This window comes from Alteromonas gracilis, assembly GCF_043642145.1.
Taxonomy (GTDB): domain Bacteria; phylum Pseudomonadota; class Gammaproteobacteria; order Enterobacterales; family Alteromonadaceae; genus Alteromonas; species Alteromonas gracilis_B.
This window is the reverse complement of record NZ_JBHZRZ010000008.1, coordinates 32474-56585: the sequence shown is the minus strand read 5'-3', so window position 1 is coordinate 56585 and position 24112 is coordinate 32474. Positions and strand designations below refer to the sequence as shown.

Genomic DNA, 24112 nt, shown 5'->3' with positions numbered 1-24112 from the left:
TTAATTTTCGCTTGGCAAAAGAAAATTTAAAAACCCGTTCACAATTTGTAGTCTAAGACCAGACTTATCGATCAACGCTTTAAGTTAACCATATTTCAAATTGCCATGGCGCTAAATTGCGAACTGTGTCTGATTTAAAAGCGCTCTTCTCGTTACTGTCCCAATGCGTATAATCCCCTTCAAACAGCGGTTCCTCAAAGGTTACATCCACCTGCTCACTTGAAAAGTTTATAATAACGAACATCTTTTCTTGCTCGTTATGTCGCACAAAGCTAAAAACCTCATCCATCTTTGAGTTTGGCACTTGAATCATTCTTGCGCCGTATTCTCCGTTCCCTAGCACGACTTTGGACTTTTTAAGGGCAATTAGTTTGCGGTATAAGTCACCTATTTCATGGTTTTGCCAGTCAATTGGGTCACGCTCAAAAAAGGCCAACCGTTTTGTTTCCCCAGCTTCTTGCCCATTATGAATGAGAGGCATGCCCTCACCTATTACCGATAAAGCAATGCACGCCTCTAACGCATCACCAAATTGCTCTCGCTGCGTACCGTCCCATGCGTTTTTATCGTGGTTACTAACAAATGTCATTCTGTAAGCTGATTGAGGCCAGCTTCGCTCATTCCACGAATAATATTTTCGCAATCTATCAAGTGAGCACTTTCCGTAAGCCAGCTCGTGCAGCGTTTCATTCCAGCTCCATGCATATGTCATATTAAACGCTGTTTCGTGTAAATCACGGTCTTCCCATTCCGCTAACATGAAAACCGGTTTTATTTTATTAAGCGCTGACACCGCTTGCTGCCAAAAGTCGTTTGGCACATACCCAGCCACGTCACATCGAAAACCATCGATATCAAACTTTTCAACCCAATAACACAGGGCGTTGATCATGTACTTTCTAAGCCCAACTTGTTCATAATCAAACTCAATGATATCACTCCAGTCCCACCATGGAGAGGGGCGAAAATCGCCTTTGTAGTCTTTGGCATACCATTCTGGATGCTCAGTAACTAGATGGTTGTCCCACGCACTGTGATTTGGCACCCAGTCAATAATCACCTTAAGCGACAAGCGATGCGCTTCTTCCACCAGCGCTTTGAAGTCTTGTTCTGTGCCAAATTCTGCATTAACGGCAAGGTAGTCTTTAACCGCATAAGGGCTACCAAGCTCACCTTTTCGGTGCTTATCACCGATTGGGTTAATAGGCATAAGCCAAACAATGTCTGCGCCAAGCGACTTAATGTGAGACAACCCTTTTCTCACTCCTTCAAAGTTGCCTTCCTTCGAAAACTGACGGGTGTTAACCTGGTAAATAACAGCGTGAGATGACCATTTAGGCTGTTCGACTTTGTAACGATGTTTAGGCTCAGGATTGATATCCATTTTATCTTTCCTTTTATAATGAAGCGGTGAAGCTTGAAATGCTTTTGATGTCTTTGTGCATTCGTGTAGGTTTGGAGGAAAACACAAATGTTGTCACTCAAAAATTGTGAACTTAAAGAATAGGTAAACTTGTAACACCTAGAATTAATACCCACACGCCGAAAAAAAGTTTTAAGCGCTGCACCGAAAACGCCAAAACAACATATTTGGCAAGCAAGCCACCAATTATCGCTCCAGCTCCAGCGAAAACAACAACTTGCCAAACTACTGCGTCAGTTATAAATGCGTGATACGGAAGCGCAGACCACACTGTCACGGCAGATATAATAACGGCGATAGCAATAGACATGGTCACGTTAAAACCACGAATAATTAGGTAAACGGCAATTAGCTCACCCACTCCAACCGACAGCCACGCAGTTACAATCCCCCCTACAAAACTGATAAATGGAAGCAAAACCAAATCTTTGGTCTTAAGATCTTTTTCGAAATGGGTGCGTTTCATTAACGGAATAGATGCAAAAATGGCCAAGGCCAACAATACAGAGAAACCGCCAAACGCCACATGGAGATGATTTGCGCCTCCCCACAATTGCTCTAACAACTTTGCGCTTTGCGAAGAATATTGCGCAAAACCAATGCCGCAAATAGATGCTGGAATAGTTAGCATTAGTGCACTGGGCAACGCCTTCCAATAATGATCGTGCCCGTGCTGGCGCTTGTAATACCGCGCCCATGTTAACGCTCCTGCCGTCATACCACAGCATTGAATAGCGAAGCTGGTTGCTACTACACTTTGAGGCGAGAATGATAGGTAGTTAAAAAAAGGGACAAATACAACGCCACCGCCGGCTCCGGTAGCGTTAGCAAAGATTGCCCCAACCACACCAAGTACGCTAAACAACCCAAATTCCTGAATAAGTTGAACAGGTGATGCCTGTGCGAATAAGACAACTAACCATAGGCAAAACAGCACTATTAAAACCAACTTACCGAAATTTCGATTAATAAAAGAAACCACATACGTCCTTAAGATAAAAATACGATAAAGAACAACATCTTTATCAACAAAGCCATTTAGCAACTAGCAGCTGTACAAATTTCAAACTATTGTTATTCCACTACGTATAAGCTTTTACTTACACGATAATTCTATGAAGCGTTTCGCAAAAACATGGTTGAAGTATCTACATTTGAGCGGCAGGTGCAACTGCATCTTTCACCTAACCGCTCAGCAACATGGCAGCAAACTAAATTCTTAATTTTGGGGTTTGCACTTTTCATTAGCACAATCGCCATAGCCTGGGCCTTAGTTGGAGCATGGGTTATTTTGCCATTTGCCGGATTAGAGGTGAGTCTACTTGCCGGAATTATGTACGCAGTTTCAAAGGCTACTTATCAGTGGGAAACCGTTTTGATATCGCAACAGAGTATTACTATTTATCGTTCGAATGGCGCGAGCTTACGCTTTCCTCGCCAGGATACCTCTTTGTATTTTTTAACAGATATCAATAAACAACGACTACCACGCTTAGTGCTTCAGACTCAACTACAGCAGTTTGAAGTTGGAGCATTTTTGAACTCAGATGACAAACAGCGTGTTCACGATAGTTTGAGCCAGGCAGGTATAGCAGTTTGTTCGAATAAGTGGTGGTAAGCCGAAGCATTAAGTTGAAATTTTCGCGCTTGTTCTTGCCCTCATACCATTTGAATGACACAAAATTAATGATCAATGTGAGCAATTTCGACTAATTAAATAGTTAACTGTGAATAAAACAAAGCAGCGACACAATGAGGAAAGCACAATGAATTTATATATCGAATCTATTGAAGGTGGCAACTATCTCGCATCCACTGGAATGGGGGCATCCCGTACATTGGTTCGGGACAATAAGTCTCAACCTAAAACCTTCCATTGCTTAAACGAAATAAGAGAACACTTTGACTCGCAAGCATTTGAACATGTTTGGCTTAGACAAAGCACGCCCTATGAAGAGATGGTGGGCCAAACTGATCACCCCGGTGCCCTTGAACTTGAGATTGAATGGTAAAAAAGCCGATCGCTTACTATATTAATGCACCAACTAGCACACTTTTTGCGTATTACCCGTGTAACGCAAAAAAATTAGGTATTTTATCGAATTACAAACGAGAAAAGTGGTCTTTTGTCGTAAAGCATAAAATATCCAAATGCCAAGGAGAATTGCATGAGTATTAACAAGTTAGCGATTAAATCAATATTCTTAGCCGCCGTGCTGGGGTTAACCGCGTGTGCTTCGATGGGTGATGGCAGTGTTGCTGAAAAGCAACAAGCCATTTTAGACATGCAAACAAACGTATTAACACGCCTTTATTCAGAAAAGCCCGATACCCGATCTCAAATAAGGGATGCAGCAGGCTATGCGGTATTTACTAATGCCAATATCAACGTGTTTTTTGTCGCAGCAGGTACAGGATACGGAGTAGTAAATAATAATATGACGGGTGAGAAAACCTACATGAACATGGCTGAGGGCGGGGTCGGTCTTGGGTTAGGTGCAAAAGACTACCGAATAGTCATGGTGTTCCACACGCAAAAAGCGATGAACCATTTTATTGAAAACGGATGGACTGTGGGCGGTAATGCAGATGTGGCAGCCAAAGCTGGTAATAAAGGTGCGTCAGCAGAAGGTGAAGGTTACCTAGGAAACGTAACCGTTTATACCATGACAGAAAGTGGATTAACCCTTCAAGCTACCGTCAAAGGCACAAAGTTCTGGGTTGATAAAGAACTAAACTAATTAAATAGCAATATCGATAGCCAATATTTAGCGGGCTTCCTCAACAAGGTAGCCCGCAATTTCTATGTAGCTTACTATGCCCTCTCCCCTCTAGCCCCATCGTAGACCCCTCTCTCTGTTCACGCGGTACATTAATTCAGAACTAGGTCCACGCTTGATTCTCAAAGAAGACAAAAGCTAGAACTGTCTTGGGGAATAAGTATTCAACAATGTTTTGCATAAGTCCTTTTAATTAGGCATATTTTGGCCAGAGCTTAAAAAGGAATTTCTTATGATTACTGTGGTGTTTAATCAAAAAGGTGGTGTCGGCAAGTCTACGATCAGCACCAATTTAGCTGCACAAAGCGCGAAGCTAGGTTATAAAACCTTGTTGATAGACTTAGACGCACAAGGAAATAGTACCCACTATGCCGGAGTAGATATCACACACGACATGCTCACCGTCGCTGATATGTTTAAACAAGTTGTTGGTATCTTTAGGACGGCCAAGAAGCCTGTCGAGTTCGTACATCCAACGCCCTTTGAAAACTTATTTGTAATGCCCGCGTCACCCGCGTTATCAGACGTTGAGCGAGAACTTGAATCGAGGTATAAAATTTTTAAGCTGCGTGATGCGTTAAAAGAATTGAGAAACGACTTCGACAATATCTATATCGATACTCCCCCTAATTTTGACTTCTATTCAAAAGCTGCGCTTATTGCAGCTGAGGGATTTTGCGTGCCGTTCGATTGTGATGACTTTTCTGCCCAAGCCATTGTGCGCTTACTAGATAATGCATTGGAACTGAAAGAAGATCACAACCCAGAACTACGCTTACTTGGTATCGTGGTAAACCAATTTAATAGTCAGGCAAATCTGCCTCGTGAATTAGTGAACTCCCTTCAGTCTCAAAATTTACCAGTATTAGACAGTTATTTGAGTAGTACGGTAAAGGTGAAAGAATCTCATTCTAAGCGCATACCACTGCCATTCTATTTACCAAAGCACAAAGTGGCCGGGCAGCTAGCTGCTTTATTTGAAGAGCTTCATTTTAAGGACGAGCGTTAGACATCAACATCTATATGCTTTAGCCCGCTTTTCTCTTCGCCGTCGTCACTATTTTGCGACTGACTTCGCGCTTCTGCATGCGCTATTTTAGTACGCTGAATCTCCGTATTTTCTTTGTGCTCTTCTTCACTGTAGCCTTTATTTTTTTTAGCCTTTTCAACTTTTTTCACACGCTCGTCTACTTCTACGGGCACTCTGGTATTGCGCGGCAATATTGGAAACAATAAATCGTTGCTCATTTGAATCACCCTTATTACAAAGTTCGAGGCACACCTAACAAAGCCTATTGCACACTTATAACAATTACTCGTTAATAATTTTCCTCCTAACAATATTGACAGTTACACATTCGCGTAGCAAACAGTTCATAATATTTTCATAACTATAAGTTTTACCATATACATATTAAGTTAGAGTTAATATATGAAAAGAGTTCATTTTAACCTTGCAAATCGTAAGTCAAACCGCTAATGTTTCAGCCGTTCGAAATTAGGAATTAAATTTAAAAATGATCAACTGCGCTGCGAAACATCACCACCATCATAAAGCATAACCTTTCAGGTTCGTGCTGGAAGGTCTATATTTCCTTCCAATGGCGCAGATAGAAAAATTCTCGACCCTCGGAAGGAAACTTCCGGGGGTTTTTCGTTTTAGGCGCAATCAAAAGTTAAAACACAATGTGTAAGGAAAGTTTCAATGAGTAACAGCAAAAGACTTCGAATTGCCGTACAGAAATCAGGTCGCTTGAGCGATGACAGCATCGCACTACTTAAAGCGATTGGCATTAAATTAAATATTCGTGATCGTCTGCTGATTGCGCACTCAACGAACCAGCCAATCGACTTACTTCGTGTACGTGATGACGACATTCCAGGTCTTGTTATGGATGGTGTTGTTGACCTAGGCTTTATTGGCGAAAATGAGCTAGAAGAGAAAATGCTAGAGCGTAAAGCAGCTGGCAAGCCATTCGAATACGAAGTATTGCGTCGCCTAGACTACGGCGGCTGTCGCTTATCAATAGCGGTGCCAAACGAAATGGATTACCAAGGTATTCAGTCGTTAGAAGGCAAAAAAGTCGCAACCACTTACCCGTACCTGCTTGAGCGCTACTTCAAAGAACAGGGTATAAATGCAAAAGCTGTAATGCTTCAGGGTTCAGTGGAAGTTGCGCCTCGCGCGGGTGTAGCCGACGCTATTTGCGACTTGGTATCTACAGGCGCAACCCTTGAAGCAAATGGTCTTGTAGAAAAAGATGTAATCTTCCGCAGTAAAGCGGTTCTAATTAAGCGCGCTGACGGCGAACTTAGCGACGAAAAAGAAACGCTGGTTAACCGCCTAATGCCGCGTGTTGATGGCGTGTTGCTAGCAAAAGAGAGCAAGTACATCATGCTACACGCGCCAAAAGCGTATTTAGAGCAGGTGAAAAGCCTTCTGCCTGGTGCTGAAAACCCAACGGTGCTGCCACTTGCTGGCAATGAAGAGCAAGTCGCTATCCACGTAGTTTCTACAGAAACTTTGTTCTGGGAAACCATGGAAAAGCTTAAAGCTCTTGGTTGTAGCTCTATTCTTGTAATGCCAATCGAAAAAATGATGGGCTAAAAGGCAGGCAATTATGATTACTTGGTCATCTCTTTCAGCAAATGAGAAAAAACAGGCGTTAGCCCGCCCGGCTATGGCCAATAGCCAACAGTTAAAGCAGACCGTGGGCGACATTATCGCCCGCGTTGAAAAAGAAGGCGATGCGGCAGTACTTGATTACACACGTAAATTTGACTGCCCAGACTTAACTAGCCTTGTACTTTCACAAGAAAACATTGATGCTCTTGCTGCGAAGGTAACGCCAGAGGTAGCAAGTGCTATCGATACTGCGTTTAACAACATAAAAATGTTTCACGAAGCGCAAATGCCAAGTGATATTGCGCTTACCACAACGCCGGGCGTTAAATGTGAGCTTCGCTTTACACCATTAGATGCAGTTGGCCTTTACATTCCAGGTGGTAGCGCACCGCTTCCATCTACGGTGTTAATGCTGGGCGTACCTGCATTGGTAGCGGGTTGTGAAAATAAACTGCTGTGTACACCACCGAACAAAGAGCAGCTTATTGCCCCTGAAATTGCTTATGCTGCGCGCAAGTGTGACATCGACAAGATCTTCTTGTGCGGTGGCGCGCAAGCTGTTGCCGCGATGGCTTTAGGTACAGATAGTATTCCGCAAGTAGATAAGATTTTTGGCCCAGGTAATAGCTTTGTGACTGAAGCTAAACAGCAGGTAAGCCAGCGTGCTGATGGCGCAGCCATTGATATGCCTGCGGGTCCATCAGAGGTATTGGTACTCGCCGATGAATTCGCAAACCCTGAGTTTGTAGCAGCAGACCTTTTATCTCAAGCAGAGCACGGCCCAGATTCGCAGGCTATTTTGGTGTCTAACAGCGCTACGCTTATTGAAGAAGCAAAAGCAGCAGTTGAGCGTCAATTGGCGACCCTATCTCGCGCTGAAATTGCACGCCCTGCTATGGAAAATGCGCGCTATATTTTGGCTGATTCAATTGAACAAGCCATTGAAGCAAGTAATTCCTACGCGGCTGAGCACTTAATTGTGCAAATAGAAAATGCCCGTGATTATTTGCCAAAAATTAAATACGCAGGCTCTATATTTTTAGGCCCTTGGTCACCCGAATCTGCCGGTGATTACGCGTCAGGCACTAACCACGTGCTGCCTACCTATGGCTATGCTAAGAATTATTCTAGTCTTGGATTATTAGACTTTATGCGCCGCTACACGATTCAAGAGCTAAGCGCAGACGGCATGCGAAATTTAGGCCCTGCTATTATGGCTCTGGCAGCCGCAGAAGGATTAGACGCGCACGAGCAAGCTGTTGCACTTCGTATGCAAGCGCTTAAGCAAGGAGACGCCTGATGTCGGCACTAATTGATAACTTAATTAATGATAACTTGGTTCCGCTCAAGCCTTATGAGTCGGCACGTCGCTTGTTCTCTGGTGGTCAAGACTGGCTTAATGCTAACGAGTCACCTTATGCCAACGAATACAGTGTAGATAGCAGTAACTTTAATCGGTACCCGTCTTGTCAGCCTGATGCGGTAGTCAGTGGTTACGCCGATTATGCAGGGCTCGACAAATCGCAGCTTATTGTTACCCGCGGGGCCGATGAAGGCATTGAGTTACTTATTCGCACCTTCTGCACGCCGGGTAAAGACAGCATTCTGATATGCCCACCTACGTATGGCATGTATGCCATTAGCGCTGAAACCTGTGATGTAGGCATTAAGAAAGTACCACTTAACGATGACTTCAGCCTTAACGTGAACGCCGTATGCGCTGAAGATGACGTTAACGTGATATTTATTTGTGCGCCCAACAACCCAACGGGAACCCCCGTTGCTCGAGAAGACATTAAAACTGTACTTAATCACTTTGCCGATAAGGCATTGGTAGTGGTCGATGAGGCCTACATTGAGTTTGATGCTGATAATACGTGGGCAAACGAGATAGACAATTACCCAAACTTAGTGGTTCTTCGTACTTTGTCTAAAGCATTTGCGTTAGCAGGTCTTCGCTGTGGTTTTACACTTGCTCAGGCACCCGTCATCCAAGCACTACTTAAAGTGATAGCGCCCTATCCCATTCCAGAGCCAGTGGCGCAGATTGCAGCGCAGGCCTTATCAGCAGAGTCGCTAACGCTACTAGAACTTCAAGTTGCTACCATCAACCGCGAAAAAGAAGCCCTAGCAGAAGCACTCAAAGCCGTAGACGGTATTGAACTGGTAGGTGATAGAAGAGCAAACTTTATCTTATTCCGCTACGCAAAAGCACAGGCTCTTATGCAATATCTGGTAAGCCAAGGCATGCTAATTCGCGACCAATCAAAGCAGCTTAATTTACAAAACTGTTTACGCGTTAGCATCGGCACCGAAGAGCAAAACCAGCGTTTAATGCAGTTAATTAAAGAATTTACAAATAATGAGGACGCGGCATGAGTCAGCAAGCCATTTTATTTATCGACCGCGACGGTACACTTGTTGAAGAGCCGCCAGTAGATAAGCAATTAGATAGTTTAGAGAAGCTTGTATTCGAGCCAAACGTTATTCCTGTTTTGCTTAAGCTGAAAGCGGCTGGCTTTAAGTTGGTGATGGTAAGTAACCAAGACGGCTTAGGCACAGACAGCTTCCCACAGGAAGATTTCGACAAGCCTCACAACGCCATGATGGCCGTATTTGAAAGCCAAGGCGTGGTATTTGACGACGTGCTTATTTGCCCGCACTTTGACGAAGATAACTGCACATGCCGCAAGCCAAAGCTTGGTTTGGTGCAAGAATACTTGCAGCAAGGGAAAGTAGACTTTACCCGTTCATTTGTCATTGGCGACAGAATTACTGACGTTCAGCTTGCCGAGAACATGGGTATTCGCAGCTTTCAGTACAACCGTGAAAGCTTAAACTGGAATGATATTCAGAAAAGCTTGCTCGCATCTTCACGTATTGCAGAAGTAGTACGCACCACCTCTGAAACCGACATTCGCGTGCGCGTAGATTTAGACTCGCAGGCCAAATCGACAATTCAAACCGGCATGGGCTTTTTTGACCACATGCTTGACCAAATTGCGACCCACGGTGGCTTCGAGCTAAACCTGACTACCGATGGCGATTTGCACATTGACGATCACCACAGTGTAGAAGACACAGCCCTTGCCCTTGGTGAAGCCCTTAAAAAGGCACTTGGCGACAAACGCGGTATTGGCCGTTTCGGCTTTGCATTGCCAATGGATGAATGTCGTGCCGAATGTATTATGGACATTTCAAACCGTCCACACCTTAAATTTGAGGCTGAATTTAGCCGCGACCAAGTAGGTGAAATGGCCACTGAAATGGTACCGCATTTCTTCTACTCGCTTGCGCAAAGCATGGGGCTATCGCTGCACCTTTCCACCAGCGAAGGTAATGCCCACCATCAAGTAGAAAGCCTGTTTAAAGTATTTGGCCGTGCGCTTCGTCAAGCCATTACGCGCCAAGGTGATGCACTACCAAGCAGTAAAGGAGCACTGTAATGTCAGTGGTAAACCCCAGCCAGCGACAAAAAATAGTCATAGTGAATACCGGCTGCGCGAATATTTCGTCGGTGCGCTTTGCCCTTGAACGCTTGGGCGTTGAAGTAGATGTGTCTGACGATGTAAACGTGATAAAAAGTGCCGACAAAGTGTTTTTACCCGGCGTAGGTACCGCCGCGGCAGCGATGGCCAGCATTAAGCAAAAAGCGTTAGTGGAAACCCTTCAGTCGCTTACCCAACCTGTACTTGGAGTATGTTTAGGCATGCAGCTTATGGTTGAAACCAGTGCCGAAGGCGGTTTTCAAGGTACAGGCAACATCGATTGTTTGAACCTTATGCCCGGACACGTGGCGCGCATGGAATCGAAAGGCGTGCGCTTGCCTCACATGGGGTGGAACACGGTCATTCATAATAATGAGAGTTTGTTCAAAGGCATTCCGCAAGATACCTACTTTTACTTTGTACATAGCTTTGCTGTACCTGAGTACGAACACACGCTTGCAAGTTGTACTTATGGCAATGCGTTTTCAGCAGCTATAAATAAAGACAATTTTTACGGGGTGCAATTTCACCCAGAGCGTTCTGGCGAGGCCGGAGCACAACTACTGACTAACTTTGTGAACCTATAATGATTATTCCAGCGATTGATCTTATTGACGGACGCGTGGTGCGCCTTTACCAAGGCGACTACGAGCAAAAAACCCAATACGAACTGGACCCAGTAGATGTGGTTCACGACTATGCCGACCAAGGTGCAACTTGGCTGCACATTGTTGACCTAACTGGCGCCAAAGACACAACTAAACGCCAGCTTTCCCTTATCAAGTCTATGGTCGACACCAAGCGCATGCAGTTTCAAGCAGGCGGCGGTATCCGTAGCGAAGAAGAAGTGGCTCAACTATTAGAAACGGGCGTAAGCCGCGTGGTTATTGGCTCTTTGGCGGTAAAACAACCCAAGCTTGTGAAGTCTTGGGTAGAAAAATACGGCCCAGAGCACATTGTATTGGCCCTAGATATTAATATTAGCGAAAGTGGTGAAAAGCTAATTGCCACGCACGGCTGGCAAGAGAACTCTGGCGTAGCCCTTGAAGGATTGCTGGAAGACTTCGCTACAGTAGGCGCAAAGCATGTGCTATGCACTGACATTAGCCGTGACGGCACGCTACAAGGTGCGAACACTGAACTGTATCAAGAAATGGCAGCCCGTTTCCCACACGTTAGTTGGCAAGCGTCAGGCGGCATTGGAAGCATTGCCGATATTGAAGCGTTAAAACCCACTAACGTTGGGGGCGTAATTTTAGGCCGCGCGTTGCTTGAAGGTAAGTTTACGGTGAAGGAGGCTATCGCATGTTGGCAAAACGCATAATCCCTTGTTTAGACGTACGCGACGGCAAAGTTGTTAAGGGCGTTCAGTTTAGAAACCACGAGATTATTGGCGACATTGTGCCTCTTGCCGAGCAATACGCAAAAGCTGGCGCTGACGAACTGGTATTTTACGATATCACTGCAAGCTCTGATGCCCGCGTGGTAGATAAAAGCTGGGTAAGCCGTATTGCACAGGTTATCGATATTCCATTTTGCGTAGCTGGCGGTATTAAGAGCATTGAAGACGCGGGGCGTATTTTGGAAATGGGCGCAGATAAAATTTCAATTAACTCCCCTGCCCTTAACAACCCAGGTCTTATCAATCAGCTGCACGACGTATACGGTCAGCAGTGCGTAGTGATTGGTATCGACAGTTTCTATAATGAGGCAACCGACCAATACGAAGTATACAAATTCACAGGCGATGAAGCCCGCACGCAGAAAAGCCAGTGGCAAACCATCGACTGGATTAAAGAAGTTCAGTCACGCGGTGCAGGTGAAATTGTACTTAACTGCATGAACCAAGACGGCGTGCGCAAAGGCTATGATGTTAAACAGCTAAAAGCCGTGCGCGATGTTTGTGAAGTGCCCCTAATTGCATCAGGTGGCGCGGGTGAAATTACCCACTTCACTGACGTGTTTCAACAGGCTGATGTGGATGGCGCTTTAGCGGCATCGGTATTTCACAAAGGCATCATCAATATTGATGCGCTAAAGGCAGAATTAACTAGCAATGGCATTGTCATGCGTAAGCGTCACGGATTAACGACGCAAGCAGAAGGAGTAAACCCGTGATCATTACTAACGAAAATAGCAATAAGCTAGCGTGGGCTAAAATGGATAACTTGCTACCTGCGATTGTGCAAGATGCACTATCAGGCAAGGTATTGATGCAGGGTTATATGGACCAAGAGGCCTTAGCGAAAACCCTTGAAACAGGTAAAGTAACCTTTTTCAGCCGTTCAAAGCAGCGCCTTTGGACTAAGGGTGAAACGTCAGGTAACACGCTGGATTTGGTGAGCGTTGCGTGCGATTGTGACCAAGATTCACTGTTGGTACTGGCCAACCCTAACGGCCCAACCTGCCACACTGGAGTTGAAAGCTGTTGGTTTGACGGAAATACACCTGCCTTTACGTTTTTAGCAGATTTAGAGCGTGTATTAGCTGCCCGTAAAGACGCTGACCCAAAAAGCAGCTACACCGCAAGCCTATACAACAAAGGCATTAAACGTATAGCGCAAAAAGTAGGTGAAGAAGGCGTTGAAACCGCGTTGGCTGCGACAGTGCATGACAAAGAAGAGCTTAAAAACGAAGCCGCTGATTTGTTGTATCATCTAACGGTGCTGCTTCAAGCCAGCGATATGTCGCTAAACGATGCACTCAATGTACTGCGCGAGCGTCATAAGTAGATAGCTACTTCATTGAAAATACAATTTAAAATGCCCTTACCGCTTCTCGCGCTAAGGGCATTTTTTTTAGGTTCGTTTTTCAATTGAAAGGAGCCACTGTTTATCGGTAGCAAGCTACGGTTCTATTTCTCGCGCAACCTGACCGTACGCCAGTAAGGCAAATAACCCAGTACCACCCACAATATTTCCCATTAGGGTTGCCCCAATTAACGAAAGCGTCTCTCCCACGCTAATCTGCCCTTGAAGTAAAAGTAAAAATAATTCGGTTGAGCCTGCTATTACGTGGGTAAAATGCCCAATGGCAATTAGATAAGTGAAAATCACGATCATTAGAACTTGTGAATGTTTTACAGAAGGCTTCATCCACACTATGGCGGCAATAATGAAACCTGAGGTTATGCCGTAGGTGAAAGCTTCAGCAGCAGAAAGCTTGCCGTAATGCTGCGAAATAGCCGTCATGCCTCTTACTACGTCAGGAGGAACCGCTTGAAGGTTGAAGCTAAAGAATGCCGCCAAGAAGGTGCCTAACATATTTGCTAGAAATACGATTAGCCATAGCCTTGCAATGCACAAGGTCATGTTAATTGAAGGTTTACTTAATAGCGGTAGAATGACCGTAAGCGTATTTTCAGTAAATAGCTGCAAACGTCCAACAATAACCAAAACAAATCCCACTGTGTAACCTAAGTTTTCAAATGCAAACTGATATGGTGAGTTTGAAAAAAGATGGTGTAAAATTCCCTCAGCTAAGATAGAAAGCGAGATACCAATTCCCGCCGCAACGCCTGACCACCACAAAGACATCATTGGACGCTGCAGCTCTTCAAGTCCTTCGCTATGCACAATGGCATATAATGAAACAGAGTTTAGGCTTTGATTCTTTCTAACGTCCTGTTCTTCCGTGTGGCTTAAAGCTACCTCTTGCTGCTTTTTGTCAGATTCGCTCTTTTTTTCGGTCATCTGTGCCTCCCGCACTGCCAATGAGGCTAGTGTTCCATGAAACAACATTTATGTGTTGCTACGTGTTTTAAGCAGGATTGCGATTAAAAAAAGTTAAAATCATATATGCGGTGGCCTTAGCTCTAGCATCTAACTCATCAAATCCAAAAGTAAAAACGCTTCGTATACAACAATGTATAATATTTGACCGCCGTTAATTTTACGTTCTATATTTAATTGAAGGTACTGCAGGTATGCGAGCTGCAGAATCTCATTAAGTATTCGCTGAAAACGTACTTTCACAAATTACTAATCCACCTCAAATCAAAGTTGTTTTTTTCTATGAAAAAAAGTCACTCTCTGTCTTCAAAACTCATGTCTGTTGTAGGCATGCTTTTCATTCTAATCGCTCTCGTATTTATTGGCGTCAGCTATGTCTTGCTCGACCGAACAGAAGAAGAAATAAGCCAACACGTTAATTCTGAAATTATCGACCAGATACAAAAGACGGTTACTGCTAAGGCATCTCAGTATGCCGCGCAAACAGAAGCGCTAATTAATAGCGCTCACGGTTTACCTAATGCCTTAGCTGCTCAGCTGTCAGCGAGTATTGAAGCCAATGATGAGTTATCGCAAAGCCGTGAACAAACCCAGCGATTAGTTGAAAGCCTATTGGCAACAGATATCACCTCTAGCATGTACGCGCAATTTGAAACGAATTTATTCGACGGCAACGCGGCGAATAATGTAAGCGGCAAGTCACACTCTACACCGGGAACAGGAAGCTTCGAGGTGTATTTTATTCGCGGGGCCAATGGAACAGCTGAACAGGTTGTTATTACCGACCCTACTTTAAAACACGACACCACGTTAGATGAGTTTGGCTTTAGAGCTGCCGAGTGGTACTTGTGCAACAAAGAAACGCGTAAACCTTGCGTGTCTAATCCGTACCAGTACGAAATTCGTGAAGGCTATACCGAATTAATGACAAGCCTTACAGTTCCCGTAATTGCGAACAACCAATTCCGTGGAGTTGTAGGAACCGATGTAAACCTTCCCATTATTCAAAAGCGCGCAGAAGGCCTTAAGGCATCACTTTACGACGGTAATGCCGAGGTGTATGTAGTAAGCCAAAATGGAATGGTTGTAGCCGCGACCAATGCGAAAAGTAAGCTTGCACGGCCGTTTGAAGAAGTTTTCCGTGATAAAAGTAAATCTCGTATGCTGTTGAATGCAAATCAGCAGTCGGGCTTATTAGAGAGTGAAGGCATGCTATATGTTTCACAAGACATATCGTTAAATTTAGCTGGCGTTAAATGGAAAATGATTGTTGGCGTAAGCAAGGAGCACGCGTTAGCACCTGTCACGTCATTGGAAACCATGATTTCTTCTGCAATCACCTCTTTGCTAACTACTCAATTCATAGTAGCAGTGATATGTACTGCTATAGCACTGGCTTTAGTTTTTGTCTTTACAAAGAGTATTATTCAGCCTGTTAGACAAGTTGCTGAGCGAATGGAAGAGCTTGCGGGTCAAGGCGGAGACTTAACACAAGATATTCACGTTCACTCTCACGCAGAGCTCATTCAGCTAAGTGAAGCATTTAATCTCTTTAAGGAACGAGTGCGTGAATTGCTCGACCAAGCGAAACTATCATGCAAACAAGTTATTGAGCAAAGTCAGGAAACGCAAAATCATACGCAAAGCACTAATTCGCTTATTCAAGTGCAGCAGACTGAGATAGACAGCGTGGTTACTGCGATAACAGAAATGTCGCAAACTGCACAAGAGGTTGCCAGAACAGCAGCCAATGCCGCAGATAATGCTGATAACGCGACTAACTCCGTTAAACAAACAGAAACTGAAATTTCAGAGTCTACACGTTCTGTTACTGATTTATCTAAAGAGATGCAAAATGCATCTAGCGCTGTGCAAGCAGTATCGCAGCGAAGCGCCGATATTAAGAAGATACTTGATGTAATTGGTGCAATAGCAGATCAAACTAATCTGTTGGCCTTAAACGCAGCCATTGAAGCAGCTCGCGCGGGTGACAACGGAAGAGGATTTAGCGTGGTAGCCGACGAAGTTCGCTCTCTTGCGTCAAAAACCGCAGAGTCTGTGGGCGAAATCGGCAAAGTAATTACTGCCCTACAAAGTGAAGTCGACCACACGGTGAACACCATTTACTCTGGCAGTCAGAAAGCCGACGACGCGGCACAGCGTTCTCAGTCAGCACTAGAGAAAATGCAAACGACCGTACTTCAAATTGGTGAAATCAGCGAGCGAATGACGCAAATGGCGGCGGCAGCGGAAGAGCAAAGCCAAGTCAGTGAGGAGCTAAACAGAAACATGGTGGTTATTGGCAATGCCACCTCTGAAGTTGCCACGAACTCTCACGCCTCTGCCGAGAGCTCAAAAGCCATTTTCAAAGCTGTTAGCACGCTAGAAAAACTGCTGGCAAAACTGAAAACGCATTAATAGCGACGTAATTAGCAATAAAAAAGGCCCGCTTGATATCAAGTCAATCGGGCCTTTTCGATTATTGAGGTAATTAAATCTAGTTACATTTAGCTGCCTGATGGGGTGAGAAGTACAGGCGTACCAAGCCCTAGCGCTTCTAAGCGTTTAAACTGCGTCGCTTTGTCTCCAACGACAAGGTATATCATTTTATCTGGGTGGACATATGCATCAAACAGTCGCTTCATATCATCGACCGTTAGCGCCTTAACCTGGGCTTCTTGCTGTAACACATAGTCGTGGGGGAACCCATAATCGCTAATCTCGCTTACCATGTTTAATTTAGCACTCAGTGTTTCAAATGCGCGCGCACCAGATTTAAGTGTGAACCCTTTTGTCACAGCTAAGTCTTCATTAGTGTAGCCTGTACCAAATGAAGCCAATATCTCTCTGATATCTTGTATGGCTTCTAACGTAACGTTTGAACGAACCGAACTTCTAATTGTAAATTCACCTGTGTACTGGTCGCTAGACACCGAGGAGCGAATACCGTAGGTGTAACCTTTGTTTTCACGAAGTTCCTGCATAAGCTGCGACGCAAAACCACCTCCACCAAGGCGATAATTCATAACACTCGCTTTGTAAGCATCTTCATGGTTAACGTTGGGGGCAACATGACCAAAATACAGAACAGATTGTTTAGCATCCGGTACATCGTAGAAAAACAGCGTTGCTGCTTTAGGTAAAGCTGGTTCTGTCACAACAGGAAGCTGAACATTTTTAGGTTTCCAGCTCTCATTTAACCTAGCAAGTGACTGCTTCACGCCGCTCTGCTGAATATCCCCAACAACGTGCAATTTAGCCACGGTTGGTGAAGCATTCTCTTTAAAATAGGTCTTAATGTCGGTAAGTGACATCGCCGAAACACTGTTTTTATCGCCTAGCACTGTTTGCGCAAATGGATGATCTTGACCATAAAGCAGCGCTTTAAATTCTACCGATGCAATGGCATTCGGGTTTGCCTTAATTTGCTCTATTTGATTAATAATGTCGTTTTTTGCTAGCGAGAATTCCTCTTCATCGAAGCGAGGAAAAAGAATGGCTTCTGAAACGAGTGTCATTAGCTCGTTATAGTGCTTCGACAATACTGTGCCGCTAATGACAATTGCCGTTTCTGACGCATTGGCGTCTAACGAAGCGCCTAACAATTCAACATGTTGTTCAAATTGCTCTGGCGTTTTGTTGGCCGTACCTTTAAGTAAGATGGCAGCGAGTAAATTTGCAGCACCAGTCTTGTTTGCAGGGTCTAGCAACATGCCGCCATCTAGCTTTAATTCAAAAGCAACTAAGGGGACTTCGTCGTTAGAAATACCCGCTATTTTAATTCCAGAAGACAACGCACTCTGCCACACTTCTGGCGGCGTAATTTGTATACTTTCTCCATACTCTGGCTCAATCGTGCGGTCAAACGACGACGGGGTTCGCTCGTATTGGGCAGCAATTGAAGCGTCGAAACTTTCCTCTGCGCCTTCTACTATTTCCTCTTCAACTACCTTGGCTTTTGTTGAACCACTCAGCACCAATTCTTGTTCTCCTTTTGGCACAAAGCTGGTTGCAACAAATGGTTGGTCTTTAATGTATGTGTTGTAAACGCGCATCACATCTTTTTGTGTTACGCCAAGAATCTTCTGTACGTCTTTGCTTATAAACTCTGCACCACCGGCAAAAATCTCGTATTGAGCCAATTGAAAGCCTTTTCCCAACACACTTGATAGCCCTTGATAAAACTCGGTTTCCTGCCCTGCTTTTATCCGCGCTAAATCGTCTTTAGAAATCCCCTCTTTTTCAAAAAGAGCGAATGCCTCGTCTATCCCTTCAGCCACCGTATTTAAATCAACACCGTTAAACGCCATAACTTGCAGCTGTAACTGCCCCGCTATTTCTGAGTCGTAACCGTAAAAATAAAGATTGCTCGTGAGTTTCTTTTCATCGATTAGCACTTTATTTAATGGGGCGTTTTTACCTTGGCTTAAGAATTGCGAAAGCACTTGCAAGGCATAGTAGTCGTCGTGATATTCAGGCACCGTTGGCCATACCATTGTTAAAAGTGGTGCTTGTGCAAAATTATCCACATGAAAGCGTTTAATCGTTGTATCTAGCTTGGCAGGCCTAGGTGCTAACTTAGTAATTTGCTCACCTGCTGGAATTTCATCAAAATACTTTTTAACCCACGCTTTTGTCTGTGCTACATCAATGTCTCCTGCAATAGTTAGCACCACATTATTGGGCACATACCACGTATTGAAAAACTCTTTAACGTCTGCAAGCGTAGCGTTTTGGAGGTCTTCCAGTGAGCCAATAACCTGCCAGCTGTACGGGTGACCTTCTGGATATAGGTTTTTATCAATAACGTACTGATTATGGCCGTATGGACGGTTATCCACACCTTGGCGCTTCTCGTTTTTTACCACCTGCTTTTCTTTCGCCAGCACGGGTTCAGTGACCGTATTAATAAAAAAGCCCAGTTTATCGGCTTCAGCCCAAATCATTTTTTCCAGCGCATCAATAGGCACGGTTTGGTAATAATTTGTGCTATCTCGACTTGTCGACCCATTCGCCCCAGAGCCACCAATTCGAGCACTCATTTTATCCAAGCCGCCTTTCCCTAAATTCTCTGATTCTAGAAAAAGTAAATGCTCAAACAAGTGAGCGAAACCGGTGCGCCCTTCTTTTTCTCTGGCCGAGCCAACGTGTGCCGTAAGCGCTACTGCTGCAACGGGGTCTGACCTATCAACATGCAACACAACGGTAAGCCCGTTATCTAGTTCAAACCGTTCGTAGTCTACATTAAACGAGGAAGTCTGCTGCACCGAAGCACTTTCGTTAGGCAAACCATTGTTGTTCGAACAGCTAGCCGTCAAAGTACTTAAAGCGACTATCGCGGCTGCAACATACACTCTGTTTCGTTTGAATGTTCTAAGCATAATTTGATTTCTTTAGGTTTAAAAAACGTAACAAGTACCACAAGGATAACCTTGATGCTATGGCATTGTTTTTCGCTCGTTTCGCAAGCAGCGACCGCGGTAGATTTGAACACGCTAAGCATAATAAGATTAAGCCTTTTAATTCAGCTACATAGGTTATCTAAATTGCGTTTTGTAGCTCTTTTATGGCGTTAGAGTTCTGGTGAAGTTGCTAGTCATAGACACAGTTAGTTACATTTTCTCAAATTCAAAAATGAACAAAGTAGACAATTTTCAATCTACTGTTGTGAGTAAGACACGCTAGTGTGAGGTGGCTTTAAAAAACTTTGAAAGCCCAAAAAGCTAGGAAAATCAGTTGGATAAAATAATAATCAATAGTGAGAATTGTGACTGTGATAAATGTAAAGCAAAGCATCAAGAACAACCTTCCTTTCATTTTGTTGATCGTGTTGTTGTTTTCATTTCGAAGTAGCGTTGCAGACTGGTATTACGTGCCTACAGGCTCAATGGAACCAACTATTCAGGTTGGCGACAGAGTCGTTGTAGATAAATCAGCCTACACGCTTGAACTCCCCTTCACCGACGTAGTAATTGCTAAAACAGGTAACATTAATCGCGGTGACATTGTCATTATTGAGAGCAGCGTTGCCGATACTAGGTTAATAAAACGGGTTGTTGCCGTAGCGGGTGACACGGTGAAGATGGAAAACAACACACTTACAGTAAATAATGAAGTGGCTGCGCTAGATGCGCAAAGCCCCCATGTTTATACCGAAAACATTTTAGGGCACGCACGTACCATTGCACTTAGCCCTCAAGGCAGCCCAGCAAAGAGCTTCAATGTGGTTACTGTTCCTAAAGACCACGTACTTGCCATGGGTGATAACAGAAACAACAGTGTTGATTCACGCTACTACGGTTTCTTTCCTGTTGAGGAAATACAAGGCAAAGCAAATGCCGTGGCATTCTCACTGGATACCGAAGATATGTATTTACCAAGGACAGAACGTTTCTTTACGTCGCTTCAATAGAAGCGACACACACGCACATGATAAAGCGCGATGCTTAATTATAAGCACCTAGCAGACCTTTACTCTCGCTCAAATATTAAACACTTAAAAACTGGTCAGATCTGAAAAATATCCGAGAAATCGATCTATTCACAAAATAAATTGTCTTTTGCCTCAATTAAAATATGACAAATTGTGCGATGATTAGCCGCCAGTTTTGAGGCAAACCATCGTTTATTGAGTTAATTATTTTGCTTACCATGGCACTCAAGCTCCATGTTTTCTGGGCCTCCCAGACATTTCCTTTTTCTAGTTAAGGCATGCTTCTCATTTAATTCAGCGCTATACGCCTTACACACTTTGTAACTAAGTGTCACATCTTTCGTACTTTTCGCTATTGCAACAAAAGTGTCAGGAATGCTATTGATAATTTTGTTGCATTTAGGTGCTGCAAAAACACACAACAAGTAAAATGGAAATAAGGAAATAATAATGAAACAAGGTCGTAAAGTAAGTGCATTAACAGTGGGATTAGCACTTGCAGGAATTACCTCACTGAATCCAGTGTATGCACAGCAGGCTGACGAAGAAGCAGCTAACCTTGAAAGAATCGCCGTTACCGGCTCTCGTATTAAACGCACAGATATGGAAGGCCCCTCACCCATTCAGTCAATTGACGCAACCATGATTGAGGGTATGGGTTACGAAAATCTTCAACAACTCTTAGAGCGTATGCCTGCAACTGGCGCAGGTACATTTTCAACTCGTAATAACAGCCAAGACTCTACCGCAAACGGTGCAGCAGCCGTGTCACTTAGAGGTATGGGGCCAGATGCTACGCTAGTTCTTATTAACGGTCGTCGTGTTGCAATTAGTGCCTTTGCTGAAAGTATTACTAATTCATTTGTAGATATTAACTCTATTCCTGTTTCAGCCATTGAGCGCATTGATATTCTAAAAGATGGTGCATCAGCAATCTACGGTTCTGACGCTGTTGCAGGTGTAGTAAACGTAGTACTTAAGAAAGACTTTGAAGGACTAGAGCTTAATGCAGGTTACGGTGGCACTACAGGCCCGAGTTACGATGAGACAACTGCAAGTCTATTGTGGGGCTCTCAGAGCGAGAAAAGCAGCGCGACTGTTATCCTCGATTACTTTAACAACAGTACGCTAGGGGCTGATGAACTGGGCCGCTTCGGTACTGCAAACCAATCGCCTTACGGTGGTATGGATTTTCGTTCTTCGCGTGGCTACCCAGGCTACTTTTATGTAGATGGCGTTAAAACCATCGACCCAGACTGCCCAGCCGAAAATGCCACGGCGTCAGGAAGCTGCTTATTTGACTACGGCCCATTTGGCTTAACTATTCCAGCATCAGAGCGCGTTGGTTTTATCGGTCAGTTTGACTATAAAGTTGGTTCAGACACCACTGCATTTATGGAAATAGCGATGCAGCACAATACGTCTGAAGCTGGCGGTGCCGCAACGCCTCTTGATGAAGATGCAGGCCTAACCGCACCAGGCACGCACCCTAACAACCCGTTTGGACAAGACATTGAAATAGGTCGCTACCGCCCCGTTGATGCCGGCCCTCGTCGTTGGGATATTGAATCAGATACGTTAAGACTTGTTGCTGGTCTTCGCGGACAGTTTAACGATTACGATTGGGAAGCGTCTGTTCAAAAAGGTCGCAGCAGTTCAGAGCAAAGTGGCGATCAGTCGCAAGGTTGGGTTCGCGTAGATTGGCTGCAAGAACAAATCGATTTAGGTAACTATAACCCATTTGGTGGTGTAACTAACCCACAAAGCGTAATTGATGAAATTACCACAAGCTTGGTGCGTCGTGGTGAATCTCGCATGACCAGTGTTGATGCGCACATTTCAGGTGAAGCATTCGACTTTGGTGACGACGTAGTAATGATGGCTGCTGGTGTAGAGTATCGTGAAGAGCAAGTGAGCGACGTTCCTGACATTCAATTTCAGCGCGGACTTATTTTCGGTACTGAATCGGTTTCTGCTGCCGCTGAACGCGATCAGTATGCCGCTTACTTAGAGCTATCTATTCCGCTTACTGAGCAGTTAGAGCTTCAACTTGCCGGTCGTTACGACCACTTCAGTGACTTCGGCAGTACTACCAACCCTAAGATTGCGTTGCGATGGGCACCAAGTGACGAAGTAACCGTGCGTGGTTCTTGGGCTCAGGGCTTCAGAGCGCCATCACTTGCTCAGGTTGGCTTAGGTCCATCACAGAAAAGTGTATTTTTCGTCGACCAATATCGCTGTGACGCAACGGGTCAAGACTGTGATTCATTAGATTACAATATTGAATTTGCGGGTAACCCAAATCTAGATGCTGAAGAGTCTGAGTCATGGAACGTGGGTGTAATTTATGCGCCAACCCAAGAGCTTGGTTTAAGTGTTGATGTATGGAGCATTACTCAAGATAACAAAATTGACGAGCAGCAATTTGGACTAGTATACGACGCAGAATGTAATGACCAAAACAGTACTATTTGTGTTCGTTTACCACCACAACAAGGCGAGTCGCTTGGCGTAATTCAAAAAATCTTTAACACCTACCAAAACGTATCTTCGCAAGAAGCTTCGGGTGTTGATTTCAGTGCTAACTACCGCATGGAATTACAAGAGTACGGTAACGTTCGTTTCAACCTAGACTGGGCTTACATGAACAAGTTCGAGCGAAACGATATGGACTTTACCGGTGAATACGGCTACCCAGAGCATCGTTGGTTGTTTGGTACAACTTGGTCTAAAGGGTCGTTCGACGCCAACTTGAACATCAGCTTCATCGGCGAGTTTGAGGATACACCTGACATCAACTTCGATGGTGTTTTAGATTTTGAAGAAAACACTTCTAGAACCGTTGATTCTCAAATGCTGGTAGACCTGCAGTTTGGCTACAACTACAGCGATAACCTTCGTTTAGTTATTGGTTCAAACAACCTTCTAGACGAAGAGCCACCGTTTGCCATTGGTGACGGCGATGGCGACCTTTATGGTTACGCTGGCGGCGTTCACAATCCTCGTGGCCGCTTTGTTTACTCTAAAGTAACTTATCGCTTTTAAGCGTTATTAAAACGAAAAAGCGCTCGGCGACAATTTGTGTCTCGAGCGCTTTTTTATGCGTGCTTTACGCACATTCTATATCTTTAACTGCTAATAAAGCTGTTCTACTTACAAACCGAAGTGAATAAGCACTAGGTTACCCACCGCAGCACATAACATGGCTAAGAAAGTCAGGATCATGCCAGCAAAACGCTGCCAGCTCACACCTGAGTGACGACCAAGCCCATATGCGTGTAACACGCGTCCGAACAGCAACGCACTTCCTAAAGCGTGTACAGCCCATACTTGACCAGTATTAGCCTCAAAGCACGCTATCATAATCAGAGTTATCGGCACATACTCACTGAAGTTTCCATGCGCTCTTGATAACCGGCTAAGATCTTCATGACCACCATCGCCAATTCCAACTTGATGGCGTCGTCTGGCACCAATAACTAAAAAAGATAAATACAGGTAACAAATACCTAATAAACTGGCGTAAAACGCCGTGATTGGCAAAACCATGGTCTACTCCACTTGTTATAGTTATATCGCGTTATTTACGTTAGCGTTTAAGCCAAATCTCACTTCAGTGACATTAAACGTT

The 24112-nt window shown here is 44.4% G+C and carries 21 protein-coding genes and 1 other annotated feature; of the genes, 15 read left to right on the top strand and 6 right to left on the bottom strand.

All coding sequences use genetic code 11. The features are described from left to right. Positions 1-79: 79 nt before the first annotated feature. Both ACHUFN_RS14785 and ACHUFN_RS14780 read right to left on the bottom strand, forming a co-directional pair. Positions 80-1384 carry an alpha-amylase family glycosyl hydrolase gene (locus ACHUFN_RS14785; RefSeq protein WP_394223201.1) on the bottom strand — a complete coding sequence of 435 codons (1305 nt, stop codon included), beginning with the start codon at positions 1382-1384 and terminating at the stop codon, positions 80-82. Between the two features lie 112 nt (positions 1385-1496). Further along, positions 1497-2405 (bottom strand): sulfite exporter TauE/SafE family protein, encoded by a 909-nt coding sequence (locus tag ACHUFN_RS14780; RefSeq protein ID WP_394223200.1) that lies wholly within the window; start codon positions 2403-2405, stop codon positions 1497-1499. A gap of 153 nt (positions 2406-2558) precedes the next feature. Here ACHUFN_RS14780 and ACHUFN_RS14775 point away from each other — a divergent pair, with 153 nt between their 5' ends. The 4 genes from ACHUFN_RS14775 (at position 2559) to ACHUFN_RS14760 (ending at position 5212) form a co-directional block, all read left to right on the top strand. Further along, positions 2559-3041: a DUF2244 domain-containing protein gene (locus ACHUFN_RS14775; protein WP_394223199.1), complete on the top strand. Its 483-nt coding sequence runs from the start codon at positions 2559-2561 to the stop codon at positions 3039-3041. Positions 3042-3150: 109 nt separating this feature from the next. Further along, positions 3151-3435, top strand: coding sequence for a DUF6482 family protein (locus ACHUFN_RS14770; protein WP_394223198.1), 285 nt, complete (start codon positions 3151-3153; stop codon positions 3433-3435). A gap of 156 nt (positions 3436-3591) precedes the next feature. Next, entirely contained in the window at positions 3592-4164 is a 573-nt protein-coding gene (locus tag ACHUFN_RS14765) for a lipid-binding SYLF domain-containing protein (RefSeq protein WP_394223197.1), read from the top strand. 271 nt (positions 4165-4435) lie between these two features. After that, positions 4436-5212, top strand: coding sequence for a ParA family protein (locus ACHUFN_RS14760; RefSeq protein WP_394223196.1), 777 nt, complete (start codon positions 4436-4438; stop codon positions 5210-5212). On the opposite strand, the gene ACHUFN_RS14755 is transcribed toward ACHUFN_RS14760, so the two are convergent. Continuing rightward, a complete protein-coding gene (locus ACHUFN_RS14755) occupies positions 5209-5451 on the bottom strand; it encodes a hypothetical protein (protein WP_394223195.1) in 243 nt (80 codons plus the stop codon). The two genes, ACHUFN_RS14760 and ACHUFN_RS14755, sit on opposite strands and share 4 nt — an antisense overlap. 289 nt (positions 5452-5740) lie before the next feature. Then, positions 5741-5858 (top strand) — a sequence feature (His leader region). A 50-nt stretch (positions 5859-5908) separates the two neighbouring features. Between ACHUFN_RS14755 and hisG the strand changes: the two genes are divergently transcribed. The 8 genes from hisG to hisIE are packed head-to-tail and all read left to right on the top strand — an operon-like array spanning position 5909 to position 13049. Further along, positions 5909-6811, top strand: a complete 903-nt coding sequence (gene hisG / locus ACHUFN_RS14750) for an ATP phosphoribosyltransferase (RefSeq protein WP_014950027.1) — start codon at positions 5909-5911, stop codon at positions 6809-6811. Positions 6812-6824: 13 nt separating this feature from the next. Then, positions 6825-8129: a histidinol dehydrogenase gene (gene hisD / locus ACHUFN_RS14745; RefSeq protein ID WP_394223194.1), complete on the top strand. Its 1305-nt coding sequence runs from the start codon at positions 6825-6827 to the stop codon at positions 8127-8129. Continuing rightward, the gene (hisC, locus tag ACHUFN_RS14740) at positions 8129-9208 is read left to right on the top strand and encodes a histidinol-phosphate transaminase (RefSeq protein ID WP_394223193.1); all 1080 of its coding nucleotides are present in this window, start codon (positions 8129-8131) and stop codon (positions 9206-9208) included. Before hisD ends, hisC begins: the two co-directional genes overlap by 1 nt. Next, on the top strand, positions 9205-10275 hold the full coding sequence (gene hisB / locus ACHUFN_RS14735; protein WP_394223192.1) for a bifunctional histidinol-phosphatase/imidazoleglycerol-phosphate dehydratase HisB: 1071 nt from the start codon (positions 9205-9207) through the stop codon (positions 10273-10275). Before hisC ends, hisB begins: the two co-directional genes overlap by 4 nt. Continuing rightward, the gene (gene hisH, locus ACHUFN_RS14730) at positions 10275-10904 is read left to right on the top strand and encodes an imidazole glycerol phosphate synthase subunit HisH (RefSeq protein WP_394223191.1); all 630 of its coding nucleotides are present in this window, start codon (positions 10275-10277) and stop codon (positions 10902-10904) included. The genes hisB and hisH overlap by 1 nt, the downstream gene beginning before the upstream one ends. After that, entirely contained in the window at positions 10904-11641 is a 738-nt protein-coding gene (gene hisA, locus ACHUFN_RS14725; RefSeq protein WP_394223190.1) for a 1-(5-phosphoribosyl)-5-[(5-phosphoribosylamino)methylideneamino]imidazole-4-carboxamide isomerase, read from the top strand. Before hisH ends, hisA begins: the two co-directional genes overlap by 1 nt. Beyond that, positions 11623-12435, top strand: coding sequence for an imidazole glycerol phosphate synthase subunit HisF (gene hisF, locus ACHUFN_RS14720; RefSeq protein WP_394223188.1), 813 nt, complete (start codon positions 11623-11625; stop codon positions 12433-12435). The genes hisA and hisF overlap by 19 nt, the downstream gene beginning before the upstream one ends. Further along, positions 12432-13049: a bifunctional phosphoribosyl-AMP cyclohydrolase/phosphoribosyl-ATP diphosphatase HisIE gene (gene hisIE / locus ACHUFN_RS14715; protein ID WP_394223187.1), complete on the top strand. Its 618-nt coding sequence runs from the start codon at positions 12432-12434 to the stop codon at positions 13047-13049. Before hisF ends, hisIE begins: the two co-directional genes overlap by 4 nt. 114 nt (positions 13050-13163) lie before the next feature. Here hisIE and ACHUFN_RS14710 read toward each other — a convergent pair whose 3' ends face one another. Then, a complete protein-coding gene (locus ACHUFN_RS14710) occupies positions 13164-14009 on the bottom strand; it encodes a formate/nitrite transporter family protein (RefSeq protein WP_394223186.1) in 846 nt (281 codons plus the stop codon). Between the two features lie 321 nt (positions 14010-14330). Between ACHUFN_RS14710 and ACHUFN_RS14705 the strand changes: the two genes are divergently transcribed. Continuing rightward, the gene (locus tag ACHUFN_RS14705; protein ID WP_394223185.1) at positions 14331-16466 is read left to right on the top strand and encodes a methyl-accepting chemotaxis protein; all 2136 of its coding nucleotides are present in this window, start codon (positions 14331-14333) and stop codon (positions 16464-16466) included. 89 nt (positions 16467-16555) lie between these two features. Here ACHUFN_RS14705 and ACHUFN_RS14700 read toward each other — a convergent pair whose 3' ends face one another. After that, positions 16556-19429, bottom strand: coding sequence for a M16 family metallopeptidase (locus tag ACHUFN_RS14700; protein WP_394223184.1), 2874 nt, complete (start codon positions 19427-19429; stop codon positions 16556-16558). Positions 19430-19821: 392 nt separating this feature from the next. Here ACHUFN_RS14700 and lepB point away from each other — a divergent pair, with 392 nt between their 5' ends. Then, a complete protein-coding gene (lepB, locus tag ACHUFN_RS14695; protein ID WP_394223183.1) occupies positions 19822-20460 on the top strand; it encodes a signal peptidase I in 639 nt (212 codons plus the stop codon). A gap of 471 nt (positions 20461-20931) precedes the next feature. Continuing rightward, positions 20932-23526 (top strand): TonB-dependent receptor, encoded by a 2595-nt coding sequence (locus ACHUFN_RS14690; protein WP_394223182.1) that lies wholly within the window; start codon positions 20932-20934, stop codon positions 23524-23526. Between the two features lie 108 nt (positions 23527-23634). Here the strand turns inward: ACHUFN_RS14690 and ACHUFN_RS14685 are convergent, their stop codons facing one another. Continuing rightward, complete coding sequence (locus ACHUFN_RS14685; protein WP_394223181.1) at positions 23635-24030, bottom strand: MAPEG family protein; 396 nt, start codon at positions 24028-24030, stop codon at positions 23635-23637. Positions 24031-24112: the final 82 nt, after the last annotated feature.